Source organism: Methylocystis sp. L43, assembly GCF_015709525.1.
Lineage (GTDB): Bacteria > Pseudomonadota > Alphaproteobacteria > Rhizobiales > Beijerinckiaceae > Methylocystis.
This window is the reverse complement of the sequence record NZ_JADNRA010000004.1, coordinates 1-14,035: the sequence shown is the minus strand read 5'-3', so window position 1 is coordinate 14,035 and position 14,035 is coordinate 1. Positions and strand designations below refer to the sequence as shown.

The 14,035-nt window shown below is 62.9% G+C and carries 11 protein-coding genes, 1 tRNA gene and 1 pseudogene; 3 read left to right on the top strand and 10 right to left on the bottom strand.

What is annotated here, in order from left to right; all coding sequences use genetic code 11:
* The 10 genes from IYX23_RS00090 to IYX23_RS00045 form a co-directional block, all read right to left on the bottom strand.
* The coding region (locus IYX23_RS00090) for a carboxyl transferase domain-containing protein (RefSeq protein WP_281431760.1) at positions 1 to 584 on the bottom strand (584 nt) is incomplete at its 3' end.
* A gap of 41 nt (positions 585 to 625) precedes the next feature.
* Positions 626 to 1,294, bottom strand: coding sequence for a hypothetical protein (locus tag IYX23_RS00085; protein ID WP_196391579.1), 669 nt, complete (start codon positions 1,292 to 1,294; stop codon positions 626 to 628).
* A gap of 97 nt (positions 1,295 to 1,391) precedes the next feature.
* Positions 1,392 to 1,467: transfer RNA gene (locus IYX23_RS00080), tRNA-Val, on the bottom strand.
* 143 nt (positions 1,468 to 1,610) lie between these two features.
* Positions 1,611 to 1,892 (bottom strand): HU family DNA-binding protein, encoded by a 282-nt coding sequence (locus IYX23_RS00075; RefSeq protein ID WP_124738742.1) that lies wholly within the window; start codon positions 1,890 to 1,892, stop codon positions 1,611 to 1,613.
* 272 nt (positions 1,893 to 2,164) lie between these two features.
* Positions 2,165 to 4,588 (bottom strand): endopeptidase La, encoded by a 2,424-nt coding sequence (lon, locus tag IYX23_RS00070; protein ID WP_196391578.1) that lies wholly within the window; start codon positions 4,586 to 4,588, stop codon positions 2,165 to 2,167.
* A 241-nt stretch (positions 4,589 to 4,829) separates the two neighbouring features.
* A complete protein-coding gene (gene clpX / locus IYX23_RS00065; RefSeq protein WP_196391577.1) occupies positions 4,830 to 6,095 on the bottom strand; it encodes an ATP-dependent Clp protease ATP-binding subunit ClpX in 1,266 nt (421 codons plus the stop codon).
* A 232-nt stretch (positions 6,096 to 6,327) separates the two neighbouring features.
* A complete protein-coding gene (locus IYX23_RS00060) occupies positions 6,328 to 7,548 on the bottom strand; it encodes a 6-phosphofructokinase (protein WP_196391576.1) in 1,221 nt (406 codons plus the stop codon).
* A gap of 84 nt (positions 7,549 to 7,632) precedes the next feature.
* The gene (locus tag IYX23_RS00055; protein WP_246716383.1) at positions 7,633 to 8,043 is read right to left on the bottom strand and encodes a surface-adhesin E family protein; all 411 of its coding nucleotides are present in this window, start codon (positions 8,041 to 8,043) and stop codon (positions 7,633 to 7,635) included.
* Positions 8,044 to 8,062: 19 nt separating this feature from the next.
* Positions 8,063 to 10,885, bottom strand: a complete 2,823-nt coding sequence (gene secA / locus IYX23_RS00050) for a preprotein translocase subunit SecA (protein WP_196391575.1) — start codon at positions 10,883 to 10,885, stop codon at positions 8,063 to 8,065.
* A gap of 203 nt (positions 10,886 to 11,088) precedes the next feature.
* Positions 11,089 to 12,057 carry a polysaccharide deacetylase gene (locus IYX23_RS00045; protein WP_348643605.1) on the bottom strand — a complete coding sequence of 323 codons (969 nt, stop codon included), beginning with the start codon at positions 12,055 to 12,057 and terminating at the stop codon, positions 11,089 to 11,091.
* 9 nt (positions 12,058 to 12,066) lie between these two features.
* Between IYX23_RS00045 and IYX23_RS00040 the strand changes: the two genes are divergently transcribed.
* The 3 genes and pseudogenes from IYX23_RS00040 to IYX23_RS00030 all read left to right on the top strand — a co-directional run.
* Positions 12,067 to 12,501, top strand: coding sequence for a GNAT family N-acetyltransferase (locus IYX23_RS00040; RefSeq protein ID WP_196391574.1), 435 nt, complete (start codon positions 12,067 to 12,069; stop codon positions 12,499 to 12,501).
* Between the two features lie 4 nt (positions 12,502 to 12,505).
* Entirely contained in the window at positions 12,506 to 13,489 is a 984-nt protein-coding gene (locus IYX23_RS00035) for a zinc-dependent alcohol dehydrogenase family protein (protein ID WP_196391580.1), read from the top strand.
* A gap of 280 nt (positions 13,490 to 13,769) precedes the next feature.
* A pseudogene (locus tag IYX23_RS00030) lies at positions 13,770 to 14,035 on the top strand (IS110 family transposase); the annotation flags it as partial.

Below are 14,035 nucleotides of genomic sequence, written 5' to 3'. Positions count from 1 at the left end.
CCGGTCACGAACATATAGCTCGTGTCGCGCACCATGAAGATGAAGTCGGTCATCGCCGGCGAGTAAACGTCGCCGCCAGCGCAGGGGCCCATGATCACCGAGATTTGCGGAATGACGCCCGAGGCCAGCACATTGCGCTGGAAGACCTCGCCATAGCCGCCGAGCGCTGCGACGCCTTCCTGGATGCGCGCGCCGCCGGCGTCGAAGAGGCCGATGATCGGGGCGCGATTTTTCAGCGCCATGTCCTGCAGCTTGGTGATCTTTTGCGCGTGAGTCTCGGAGAGCGAACCGCCGAAGACGGTGAAGTCCTTGGCGAAGACGAAGACGGCGCGGCCGTTGACCGTTCCCCAACCGGTGACGACGCCGTCGCCTGAAATTTTTTCGCCCTGATCCATGCCGAAATCGGCGCAGCGGTGGGCGACGAACATGTCGAATTCTTCGAACGAGCCGTGATCGAGCAGCAGTTCGATTCGCTCGCGCGCCGTGAGCTTGCCGCGGGCGTGCTGGGCTTCGATCCGCTTTTTGCCGCCGCCAAGTCGGGCGGACGCGCGCCGCCGTTCAAGCCCGTCGAGAATATGTTTCATGTGCTGCCCTGGTTGCTGATTATGCTTGTCATCCGGCGCGTCTAGAGCTTGCGCGACCCAAGCCGCCAACGAGCGATGTCGGCGCCGGTCAGCACGTAAAGCTTATCGGGCGACGTCCGTTCGGCGAGCTTCACGAGTTCGGTGCTCACGCCCATCATCGCCGCGTAGCGGGAAAGCGTCTGCAGCATGCCGCCATCGTCGTAATTTCGCTCGCGCACGATTCCGCCCTCGGCGATGTCGAAACTCGTCGAATAATTGAACATGCGGTGAATGCCGACGCTGCTCTGCGGCGGGATCACGCGCTTCCTGCCGCCCATCAACGCATAGACGCAGGCCGAATAGCAGCGGCCCGATACGAGCGCCATCGTGCGCGATTGATCCGCCGCGGGACGGGCGACGATCACCGCCATCCCCAGCTTGCGGATAGCTTGGCCGAGCTCCATCGAGGCGACGACCTTTCCGCCAGGCGAGTCGAGCAGCACAATTCCGTGCAGATTGCCGCCGCGCGCGTTTTCGCGCACGAAGTTAACGAAGGCGTCGGGCGTCTCTGGGCTAATTTCGCCTTGCGCCGCGATCACCTGCGGGCAATTTGCGCCGCAGCCGCCGGAATTCACGCTGACGACGCGAAAACTCATATCTTCGGCATGCGCGAAGGTGGAGACGAATGCGGCGGCGCAGAGCGCAATGAAAACGGTTTTGATCAATTTCATCCGCGCGGCCTTCTTTGTCCCGGCAAGCTAAAGCCAATTCCTGGGCTTTGGAACACCAATTCCCGCAGCGAGCCCGGCGCCGTCTCGAGGGCGCCAGTGGTGGGCGGTGACGGTCTCGAACCGCCGACCCTCTCGGTGTAAACGAGATGCTCTACCAACTGAGCTAACCGCCCGACATGATGCGCGCCCGCCGGGTTTTAAGGGCGGGTGCGCCGCGAGGCAAGCGGACTTAAAAAACGACGGCCGCCGGGGCGCCGACGGCCGTTGTGCGAAGTTTCGGAAAACGCCTGCGACGCCGCCGCCTCCGCGCGCTGAGCTACTTGGCTTTGTTGAGCGCGGTCTTCAGCGTCGCGCCGGGCTTGAAGCGGGCGCTCTTGGACGCGGGAATCTTGATTTCTTCGCCGGTCGCCGGATTGCGGCCTTTGCCGGCGGCGCGCTTCTTGACCGAAAAGGTGCCGAAGCCGACGAGGCGAACTTCATCGCCCTTCTTGAGGGCCTTCGTGATGCCGTCGATGACGGCGTCGATGGCGGCGGCCGCCGCCGCTTTCGAGCTGTCCGTCTCGCTGGCGACGTGCTCGACGAGTTCCAGTTTGTTCATGGCTTTTCCTTCTCCTTCACTGCGAGCCGTCCGGCGTAAGAATGCGCGACCTCGAATCGGCGCTGCGCAGCGATGGCGAGTGTTGGTCGCGAATCGCAGGAAAAGCAAGGATTGCCGGCCGCCAAAGGCGTAGAATCGCTGGTTTTCCGGGGGAAATGGCGCCTCCGCCACGAAATGCTCATACAATCTGCGGGCTGCAGCGCGCTTCTCGCCGTTCGAAAAAACAAAAAGCCCCGCTCTGGAGGAGCGGGGCTCTTTGTTGAACGCTCTGATCAGTGCGCGCGGACGCCGGTGCCGTCATCGTCGCTGACGGCATGTTTGGCGATCGCGGCGGCGTCTTCCCGCCATTCGATCGGCGTCGGCTGGGAGACCAGCGCGTGCCGCAGCACCTCTTCCATGCGCGCGACCGGCACGATCTCCAGACGGTTCTTCACCGCGTCCGGGATTTCCGCCAGATCCTTGGCGTTCTCCTCTGGGATCAGCACTTTCTTTAAACCGCCCCGCAGCGCCGCCAGCAGCTTCTCCTTCAAGCCGCCGATCGGCAACACGCGGCCGCGCAGCGTGATCTCGCCGGTCATGGCGATGTCGCGCCGGACGGGAATGCCGGTGATGATCGAGACGATGGCGGTCGCCATCGCGACGCCGGCCGACGGTCCATCCTTGGGCGTCGCGCCTTCCGGCACGTGCACATGGAAGTCGCGTCGGTCGAAGACCGGCGGTTCGACGCCGAAGTCCACGGCGCGCGAGCGCACATAGGACGCCGCCGCGGAGATCGACTCCTTCATCACGTCACGCAGATTGCCCGTCACGGTCATCTTGCCCTTGCCGGGCATCATGACGCCTTCGATCGTCAGCAGTTCGCCGCCGACCTCTGTCCAGGCCAGACCAGTCACGACGCCGACCTGATCTTCGAGTTCGGCCTCGCCATAGCGGAACTTCGGCACGCCAAGATAGTCGGCGAGATTTTCGCTCGTGACGACGATCTTCTCCTTCTTTTTGAGAAGGATTTCCTTTACCGCCTTGCGCGCGAGATTGGAGAGTTCGCGCTCCAGATTGCGCACGCCGGCTTCGCGCGTATAGCGGCGAATGAGGGTGAGCAGCCCGTCGTCGGCGATCATCCATTCGTCAGGTGAAAGCCCGTGCTTATGCACCGCATTGGGAATGAGGTGCCGGCGCGCGATCTCGAGCTTCTCATCTTCCGTGTAGCCGGCGATGCGAATGATCTCCATGCGGTCCATCAGCGGCGCCGGGATATTGAGCGTATTCGCCGTCGTCACGAACATCACATTCGAAAGGTCATAGTCGACTTCGAGGTAATGGTCGTTGAACGTTGCGTTCTGTTCCGGGTCCAGCACTTCGAGCAAGGCCGACGACGGATCGCCGCGGAAGTCCATGCCCATCTTATCGATCTCGTCCAAGAGAAAGAGCGGATTGGACGTCTTCGCCTTGCGCATCGACTGGATGATCTTGCCGGGCATCGAGCCGATGTAAGTGCGGCGATGGCCGCGGATTTCCGCTTCGTCGCGCACGCCGCCCAGCGACATGCGCACGAAGTCGCGGCCCGTGGCCTTGGCGATCGACTTGCCGAGCGAGGTTTTGCCGACGCCGGGCGGGCCGACGAGGCACAGGATCGGTCCCGTCAGCTTGTTGGCGCGGCTCTGCACGGCGAGATATTCAAGGATACGCTCCTTGACCTTCTCGAGGCCGAAATGCTCGGTGTCGAGCACTTCCTCCGCCTGTCCGAGATCGCGCTTCACCTTGGAGCGCTTACCCCACGGGATCGAGAGGATCCAATCGAGGTAGTTCCTCACAACGGTGGCTTCGGCGGACATCGGCGACATCTGCCGCAGCTTCTTGAACTCGGCGAAAGCCTTGTCGCGCGCTTCCTTGGAGAGCTTGGTGTTCTTGATGCGCTCCTCGAGCTCGGCGAGATCGTCCTTGCCGTCCTCGTCGCCCAGTTCCTTCTGGATCGCCTTCATCTGCTCGTTGAGGTAATATTCGCGCTGCGTCTTCTCCATCTGGCGCTTGACGCGCGTGCGAATGCGCTTCTCGACCTGCAGGACCGAGATCTCGCTTTCCATCAGCGACAGACATTTTTCGAGGCGGCGCGCGACGCTGACCGTCTCAAGCACGTCCTGCTTCTCGGCGATCTTCACCGAAAGGTGAGACGCGACCGTGTCTGCGAGCTTCGAATAGTCGTCGATCTGCGTCACCGCGCCGACGACCTCGGACGAGACCCGCTTGTTGAGCTTCACATAGCTTTCGAATTCGGCGATCACCGACCGGCCGAGCGCTTCGACCTCGACGGGAGAGGCGAGATCGTCGGCGACAACTTCGGCGTCCGCTTCGTAATAATCGTCTGCGCGCGTGTAGGTGCGAACGCTGGCGCGCGCCACGCCTTCGACCAGCACCTTCACCGTGCCGTCGGGCAGCTTCAGAAGCTGCAGCACCGAGGCGAGCGTGCCGATCGGATAGATCGCGTCGGCCGAGGGGTCGTCGTCGCCCGCGTTCTTCTGCGTCGCCAGCAAAATGAGCCTGTCGGATTTCGTCACCTCTTCGAGCGCGCGAATGGATTTCTCCCGCGCGACGAAAAGAGGAACGATCATGTGCGGAAAGACGACAATGTCGCGCAACGGCAGCACCGGATAGCTTTCGATGGTTCCGGGGGGGACGGCGTCTCGCTTTTCGTTCGACATTCTTTTTGTCCTGTCCTTGACGCGTCCCGCTAAAGCGGCGGCGCGAGACCGCAGGGCGATTTTGGGTTTAGGCCGCGATACGGTCGCCCGCCGATTTCGCGCCAGTAAAGACCGCCGGCGGATGCGCCCGACGGCCCCGTTAACGCAAATGGTTACGCGAATAATCGATTCAAGGCGCTGCGGCGCCTAAGCTTAAACCGCGCTCGGCGTCGCCGCCGCATAGCCGCTTCGTCTTCGCGCGTCAGGCGCTCGTGCCGCTCTTTTCGCTGCGTTCGGCGTAAATATAGAGCGGCCGGGCTTTGCCCTCGACGACTTCTGGTCCGATCACAACCTGTTCGACTCCCTCCAGACCTGGCAGATCGAACATCGTGTCTAGCAAGATTCCTTCCATGATCGAGCGCAGGCCGCGCGCGCCGGTGTGGCGTTCGATCGCCTTGCGCGCGACGGCCGAAAGAGCGTCGTCCTGGAAGGTGAGCTCGACGTTTTCCATCTCGAAGAGCCGCTGATACTGCTTGACCAGCGCGTTCTTTGGCTCGGTGAGGATCCGCTTGAGCGCGTCCTCGTCGAGATCCTCGAGCGTCGCAATGACCGGCAGACGGCCGACGAATTCGGGGATGAGCCCAAATTTCAGCAGGTCTTCCGGCTGCACTTGCCTAAAAATGTCGCCGGTGCGCCGTTCGTCGGGCGACTGCACGGTGGCGGCGAAGCCGATCGAGGTGTTGCGTCCGCGGGAGGAGATGATCTTTTCAAGCCCGGCGAAAGCGCCGCCACAGATGAACAGGATGTTCGTCGTGTCGACCTGCAGGAACTCCTGCTGCGGATGCTTGCGGCCGCCCTGGGGCGGCACGGAGGCGACGGTGCCCTCCATGATCTTCAACAGCGCCTGCTGCACGCCTTCACCCGAAACGTCGCGGGTGATCGAAGGATTGTCGGACTTGCGCGAAATCTTGTCGATTTCGTCGACATAGACGATGCCGCGCTGGGCGCGTTCGACGTTGTAGTCCGACGCCTGCAGAAGCTTGAGAATGATGTTTTCGACGTCCTCGCCGACGTAGCCCGCTTCGGTTAGGGTCGTGGCGTCCGCCATGGTGAACGGAACATCCAGGATGCGCGCCAGAGTCTGCGCCAGCATGGTCTTGCCGACGCCGGTCGGTCCGATCAGCAGAATGTTGGACTTCGCCAACTCCACGTCGCCGTGCTTGGTGGCATGGTTGAGGCGCTTGTAATGATTGTGGACCGCCACCGAGAGCACGCGCTTGGCCTGTGACTGGCCGATGACATAGTCGTCCAGAACCTTACAAATCTCCCGCGGGGTCGGAATGCCGTCGCGCTGCTTGACCAGCGAGGACTTATTCTCCTCGCGGATGATGTCCATGCACAGTTCGACGCATTCATCGCAGATGAACACCGTCGGTCCGGCGATGAGCTTACGGACCTCGTGCTGGCTCTTGCCGCAAAAGGAGCAGTAAAGCGTGTTCTTGGAATCGCCGCCGCCGACCTTGCTCATATTGCTCTCCTATCGGGCCGGCCTGCCGGGCGAATCGGCCCGAACACCTGTGTAACCGGCGCCAGACTAACAAAAAGTGGAAGCGGCTGGCGTGCCCGTTTCCCATCCAGTTTCGGTCGTCAGCGACGAGCGCCCGAGAACCATGACTAGTTAGTGTATTTTACACGACGGCCAAATTGCAACCTTCGCCGGAAACTCTGTCGAAGCAAGAAAGGCGCCCTCGCCGGCAGGCTCAGGCGGTAAGGATCTTGGGAACCCGATTCAGCCGCAGCCGATAGGCGTCCGGCATGCCGCTTCCCAGCAAGGGGCGCAGATACATCCGGAAGGCGTCGGTGACGTCCGTGCCGCAGGGGCTAATGTATTCGTCAGGCATGACTTTTGTCTTCGCGGCGATCTCTTCAAGTGGCGTCAAATGATAATCGACCGAATAAAAGCCGGTCCGGTGGATCGTCACCGAGCCGTCGCGATCGCCCCAAATGGCGTATTGCACGGCCTTTTCGCCGACCTCGCGGGCCTCGCGCTGGTCGACGTCGGAAACGCAACCGACAAAGCTCCTTTGCACATAGCCGAACGTATCGGCCCGCACCCGCTTGAATCCGAGCCGATCCTTCACGAGGCGGGTGAGTTCGTCGGCCAGCGCGCCGCCGCCAAGATGGACATTGCCGTGATCGTCGCGCTCCACCGCCTTGGCGAGCTTTTCGGCGATGGGGGTATGGTTTTCGTCGCAGACGCCTTCTGACACCGCGACGACGCAGCGGCCGTATTTCGCCATCGTCGCCTTAACGTCGGCGAGGAATTTGTCGATAATGAAGGCGCGCTCCGGGATGTAGATGAGATGCGGGCCGTCGTCCGGAAACTTCTTGCCGAGCGCCGAGGCGGCGGTCAGAAAGCCCGCGTGCCGGCCCATGACGATGGCGATATACACCCCGGGGAGAGCCCAATTATCGAGGTTGGCGCCGGCGAAGGCCTGCGCCACCCAGCGCGCCGCCGAGGGAAAGCCGGGCGTGTGGTCATTGACCATCAGATCGTTGTCGATGGTTTTTGGAATGTGCACCGTCCGCAGCGGATAGCCGGCGCTTTGGGCCTCCTGTGAAACGATGCGCACCGTGTCGGACGAATCATTGCCGCCGATGTAGAAAAAGCAGCCGACCCCATGCGCGCGCAGGACGCGGAAGATTTCCTGACAATATTTGAGATCTGGCTTGTCGCGCGTCGAGCCGAGCGCCGAAGACGGCGTGCAGGCGACGAGCTCGAGATTATGGGTCGTCTCCTGCGTGAGGTCGACGAAATCCTCGTTGACGATGCCGCGGACGCCGTGAAAGGCGCCATAAACGCGCTCGACCTCGCGAAATTTGCGCGACTCCAGCACGGCGCCGACGAGCGACTGATTAATCACGGCGGTGGGGCCGCCGCCCTGAGCGACGAGCACTTTGGAGAAATCAATGGCGGTCACGACAAGCTCCTGGAAATCCGCGGCGCTTCAACCGCGCTGCGCTTATATTCTCAGGCGCGAGGCGGTTCAAATCGATCCGACCGCTCATCCGAGGACGTGCGCGCAGACTTTGGCGAAGAGTCCATCGTAATAGGGCGGCACCGGCGACCATTCGTCTTTCGGCGGATAGGGCTTGGTGATCTTTCCTTCGCCCATCTGGCCCTGCCGCCAGCCGCCGCCCTCGGACCTGTATTTCCGGTGAGCGCAATCGAGCGACACTTTCTCGATTTCCGACAGCCCCTTTTCGGCAAGGCCGAATGCGGCGGCTTTTGGCGAGGCGGCGTTGTAATCCGTGAGCGCGTCGATCGTGACGATTCCGTCAGGCGACGTTCGACGCGAGCCGGCGTCCATATAGACGGTCGAGAAATCGTCCTTGGAGACCTGCACCCACTCGACCCGGGCCGATGCGGAAGACGCCAGCGTCGAGAGGAGAGCCGAGACGCTGATCTTCCACATCGCTGTCCGCATCCTCGGCTTAGACAAGGGCGCCGTGGCAATGCTTGTATTTCTTTCCCGAGCCGCAAGGGCAGGGCTCATTGCGGCCCACCTTGCCCCAAGTGGCGGGATTGTTTGCGTCGCGCACAGCGGGCGCCTCGCTGACCTCGAGCCCGCGCGCTGAGAAATCGGCCCCCGCGAGACGCGTATTGAGATCGTCGAGCGCAAGCTGCGCGCCGCCGCCGATCAGCGCCTCTGGATTTGGATGTGACATTTCCATCGGCGGCAGTTCCGGCGGCGCGGAAGGCGGCGCTTCGAAGGACACTTCGACGCGCATCAGTTGCGTGGTCACCGTTTCGTCCCACCGCGTCATCAGGCCTTTGAAGAGCTCGAGCGCTTCGGACTTGTACTCGTTAAGGGGATCGCGCTGCGCCAGGCCGCGCCAGCCGATCACCTGCCGAAGGTGATCGAGGGCGACGAGATGTTCGCGCCACAGCGTGTCGAGAGACTGCAGGACGACCTGCTTCTCGATCATGCGCATCAGCGGCTCGGTGTTCTTTTCAACGCGCTCGGCGTAAGCAGCGTCGGCCGCCTCGAGCAGGCGCTCCTTGAGTTCCTCGTCGGCGATGCCTTCTTCCTTGGCCCAGTCGACGACCGGAAGATCGAGATTGAGCTTCGCTTTGACGTCGTCCGCCAGCCCGTCCACGTCCCAGGCCTCGGCGTAGGCGTCATGCGGAATATGCAGCGACACCATCGCGTCGACCACATCGGCGCGCATGTCGGCGGTCTGCTCCTCGACGCTCTCCTCATCCATGATTTCGCGCCGGCGCTCGAAGATCACCTTGCGCTGGTCGTTCATGACGTTGTCGAACTTGAGGATGTTCTTGCGGATGTCGAAGTTGCGCGCCTCGACCTTGTGCTGCGCCTTTTCGATCGCCTTGTTGATCCACGGATGGACGATGGCTTCGCCCTCCTGCAGGCCAAGCTTCACCAGCATCGAATCCATGCGCTCGGAGCCGAAGATGCGCATGAGATCGTCCTGCAGCGACAGGAAGAATTTCGAGCGGCCGGGGTCGCCCTGACGTCCGGAACGGCCGCGCAGCTGATTGTCGATGCGCCGGCTCTCGTGGCGCTCGGTGCCGATGATGTAGAGGCCGCCGGCGGCGATGGCCTTCTCTTTAAAGTCCGCGACTTCCTCGCGAATTTCCGCTTCCTTCTTGGCGCGCTCGTCGCCCTCGAGGCCGGCGCATTCCTGCGTCACGCGCATCTCGACGTTGCCGCCGAGCTGAATGTCGGTGCCGCGGCCGGCCATATTGGTGGCGATGGTGATCGCGCCGGGCACGCCGGCTTCCGCGACGATATAGGCTTCCTGCTCGTGGAAGCGCGCATTGAGCACCGCGAAAAGCTTCGACGGCTTGCCGGAGCGCGCCGCCGCGTAGAGTCCCGTCAGCCCCTTCGGATCGGCGAAGTCGATCATCTTGTAGCCCTGCGTCAGCAGGAACTCCGCAAGCTGCTCCGACTTCTCGATCGACGTGGTGCCGACGAGAAGCGGCTGCATCCGCCCGTTCGCGTCCTGGATCTCGGCGGCGATCGCGCCGAGTTTTTCCTTGGCGGTGCGATAGACCTCATCATCCTCGTCGAGACGGCAGACCGGACGGTTCGTTGGAATTTCGACGACGTCCAGCTTGTAGATTTCGGCGAATTCATTCGCCTCGGTGGCCGCCGTGCCGGTCATGCCGGCGAGCTTGCCGTAGAGACGAAAGTAATTTTGGAAGGTGATCGATGCGAGTGTGACGTTTTCAGGCTGAACCTGAACGTGCTCCTTCGCCTCGAGCGCCTGATGCAGGCCTTCCGAATAGCGGCGGCCCGGCATCATGCGGCCGGTGAATTCGTCGATGATGACCACCTCGCCCTTGCGGACGATGTAATCCTTGTCTTTCTGGAAGAGCTTATGCGCGCGCAGCGCCTGGTTGACGTGATGCACGAGCGTCACGTTGTGCGCTTCGTAAAGCGCGCCTTCGGTCAGCGCGCCGGCCTCGGTCAGCAGCTCTTCCATATGCTCATTGCCGGCGTCGGTCAGATGAACCGTGCGCTGCTTCTCGTCGAGTTCGAAGTCGTCGGCGTTGAGCTTGGGGACCAGCTTGTCGATCGTGTTGTAAAGATCGGATTTGTCGTCGATGGCGCCCGAGATGATGAGCGGCGTGCGCGCCTCGTCGATCAGGATCGAGTCAACTTCGTCGACGATCGCGTAATTATGTCCGCGCTGAACCATCTGCGAGAATTCATATTTCATATTATCGCGCAGATAGTCGAAGCCGAATTCGTTATTGGTGCCGTAGGTGATGTCACAAGCGTAGGCGGCGGCGCGATCCTCGTCCATGAGGTCATGCACCACGACCCCGACGCTCATGCCGAGAAATCTGTAGATCTGCCCCATCCATTCGGAGTCGCGCTTGGCGAGGTAGTCGTTCACCGTGACGACATGGACGCCTTTGCCGGAGAGCGCGTTGAGATAGACGGCGAGCGTGGCGACGAGAGTCTTGCCTTCGCCGGTGCGCATCTCCGAGATCGCGCCTTCATGCAGCACCATGCCGCCGATGAGCTGGACGTCAAAATGCCGTTGGCCGAGGGTGCGCTTGGCGGCTTCGCGCACCGTGGCGAAAGCGGGAACGAGCAGGTCGTCGAGCGACTTGCCGGCGGCGTGCTCTTCGCGGAACTGGCGGGTGCGATCCCGCAACTCGTCATCGGTCAGCGCTTCGACATCCGCCTCCAGGGCGTTGATCGCGTTGACCTTCGGCGCGTAGGTCTTAAGCCGGCGATCATTCGCCGTGCCGAAAATCTTCTTGGCGAGTGCGCCGATCATTCTTGCGAACCTTTCTCCCGCGCAGCGTCTGCCGCCTTCTCGGCGCGCCGGGGAATGGCGGCCGGCGGAACGTCACATAATGCATGAATAACATCCGCCTGCGCCATCGCGCGCCAACGGCGGGGCGCCAGGATCGACGCGGCATTTTCCGCCGGAGAGATAAGAGCCGCCGGAAACCTTGTCAATGAAGGGCCTTCCCCGCGTTAGGGCGCGTCATTGACCGGGCGCAGGGGCAGGGGCATCGCGCCCGTCTCGATGAGTCGCGAGAATAGACGCAGACCCACCGGCTCGTTGCCGTTGGGGTGCACGAGCACGATCGAGCCCGGGCGGGGCCGTAAGCCGAGCGCCAGCCAGCCGTCCGCGCCGAGCGCTACGAGGTGGCGCGTGCGGAGTCCTTCAAGCAGGGCGGCGTCGGCGACAAGGCCCGGAAAGCGGAAAAAAACCGAAGGCGTCTCGCCTTCAGCGATGATGAGCTTTTCCGTCTCGAAAATCTCCCGATCAAGATCCACGCCCCGGCGCAGGAGATAGTTCCGCTGGTCCGGAAGGCGGGAGACATAGGGGTGGCTGTAGGAATGGTTGGCCCAGGCGATGGCGAGCGCCCCCGTCCGCTCCTTTTCGCGCAGCCAGGCGAAATCGGCGTGGTGGCGCTGAAGCCAGGCTCCAGACACGGCCAGGGTCACGGGCGTATGCTGGCCTTGCGCGGCGAGCTTTTCGAAGAAGGCGCGGTCGAGCGGCTTACGCGTGGGACAAAGATCGCCGGTCAGAAATGCGCCGCCGCCGGCGCCGTGAATGAGGCCCGCGTTGACGAGGGCTGGCGGACGCGTTGGATCATCTGGCGGATGCAGCGCCTGGAGATAGCGCGTCTTGGCCTGCGCCGCATCGCTGGTCTCTTCGCAGCGCCAGCAGGCGGCGCGCTCCAGCGACGTCTGCAGCGACTGTGGATCGACGGTGAGGAGGAGGGGCGTGCCGTCGACGTTCATCCGTCGGATGGCGAGCCGCGACGCCCCCTCCTTGGCGCAGAGGTCGAAAACCGGCGTATAGGCGCGCACCCGCTCACGCGTTGGCGGGAGTCGGGGGGCGATCTCGACCGGAGCGCAGGCGCTGTCTTCACCGCGCGCCGTTGCGGCGCCGGCGACGCATGTCCACAATAGCAGAACGACGACCCGTCTCACGGCCCGATCATGATAAAAAAAGAAGAGATTGAGAAGCTCGCTCTGTCGATCGAAACGGCGGAATCAGCGGAGCTTGCGGCGCGTCTCGGCGCGGCGCTTGGCGAACGTTTCGGCGTGCGGGACGAAACGCCTTTCTCCATTCTGGCGCGCGGGGAAGATGGCGCGCTGATCGGCGGGATCAATGGCCTCATCCATTGGCGATGGGCCTATGTGCGCCATCTCTGGGTGGCGGAGTCGCGCCGCGGCCAGGGCCTCGGCGCCTGGCTGATGGGGGAGGCGGAGCGCCTCGCGCGGGATCGTGGATGCGTCGGCGTCTATATCGACACATTCGAGAAACGCGTCGCCGCATTCTATGAGAGGCTCGGCTTCGCGCGCGTGGGCGAAATCGCCGATTTTACGTCGGGCCACAGCCGCATCTCCCTAAGCAAGCGGCTCGATGACTGAGATCATGAAAGCGATGGTCCTGCCGCGGCCCCACGCGCCGCTCGTCATGGAGGAGCGGCCGATCCCGTCGCCCGGCGTCGGCGACGTGCGGCTCAAGATCGAGGCGTGCGGCGTGTGTCGCACCGATCTCCATGTCGTCGACGGCGAACTGACCCAGCCGAAGCTTCCGATCGTTCCGGGCCACGAAATTGTCGGGCGCGTTGACGCGATCGGTCCTGGCGTGACCGGTTTCTCGCTTGGACAGCGGGTCGGCGTTCCCTGGCTTGGCCACACCTGCGGGCATTGCCCCTACTGTCTGAGCGCCCGCGAAAATCTGTGCGACGATCCGCTCTTCACCGGCTACACGCGCGATGGCGGCTACGCATCGCACGCCGTCGCGGATGCATCCTACTGCTTCCCGCTGCCGGAGACTGGAGATCCGGCGACGCTCGCGCCGCTGCTGTGTGCGGGCCTCATCGGCTGGCGTACATTGAAGATGGCGGGTCCGGCGGAAGCGATCGGCATCTACGGCTTCGGCGCCGCCGCGCATATCATCGCTCAGGTCGCGATCAATCAGGGCAAGCGTGTTCATGCATTCGTTCGGCCCGGCGATCAGGCGGCGGCCGATTTCGCGCTGTCGCTTGGCGCCGCGACGGCGCAGGATTCCAACGCGCCCTCGCCGGAGCCGCTCGACGCCGCGCTGATCTTCGCGCCGGTCGGCGCGCTCATTCCGCGCGCGCTCGCCGCGACGAAAAAAGGCGGCGCGGTCGTTTGCGGCGGCATTCACATGAGCGACATTCCGAGCTTTCCCTACGCACTGCTCTGGGAGGAGCGTCGACTGCTTTCGGTGGCGAATCTTACGCGCGAAGACGCGCGCGAGTTCCTCGCGCTCGCGCCGACGATTCCTCTGAAAATGCACGCGACGCGTTATCCTCTGGCGCGGGCGAATGAGGCGCTCGCCGATCTGCGTGAAGGTCGCCTGCAAGGCGCGGCGGTGCTCATTCCGTAAGCCGTGATCGCTTGCGCGCTCCGCAATGATAGGCGTTTGTCGATTGTCATTCCCGGCAGGCCGAAGGCCTGACCGGGAATCCAGAGCCGACTCAGGAGTGCTGGATTTGCTCTGGATTCCTGTGTGTCTGTTTTGTGAGAGACTGAGAATGCGGACGGGAGATCGTTGGATTCCTGGTGTTGCCACCGTATCGGGCCTGATCCCCGTCCGCTTTTCGAAGTTCACCTGAACAGTTGCACGAGGCTGCGCCAACAGACCTCGCATCACAGGGACAGGCACGATGAGCATAACCCCTGTTTGCGTCGGAATCGACGTTTCCAAAGCCTATCTCGATATTTTTGATCCGTTGGCAGGCTATTTTCGGATCGAAAACACGATCAGCGCGGTCTCCGCCTTTGTCTCGACGCAGCTCGTCCAGGGGCGTTTCGTGGTGTTCGAGGCGACCGGCTGTTACGATCGCGTATTGCGTCTGGGTCTTGAAGCCGCCGGCGTGGCTCATGCGCGCGTCAATCCCGAACAGGCGCGCGATTTTGCGCGCGCTTTGGG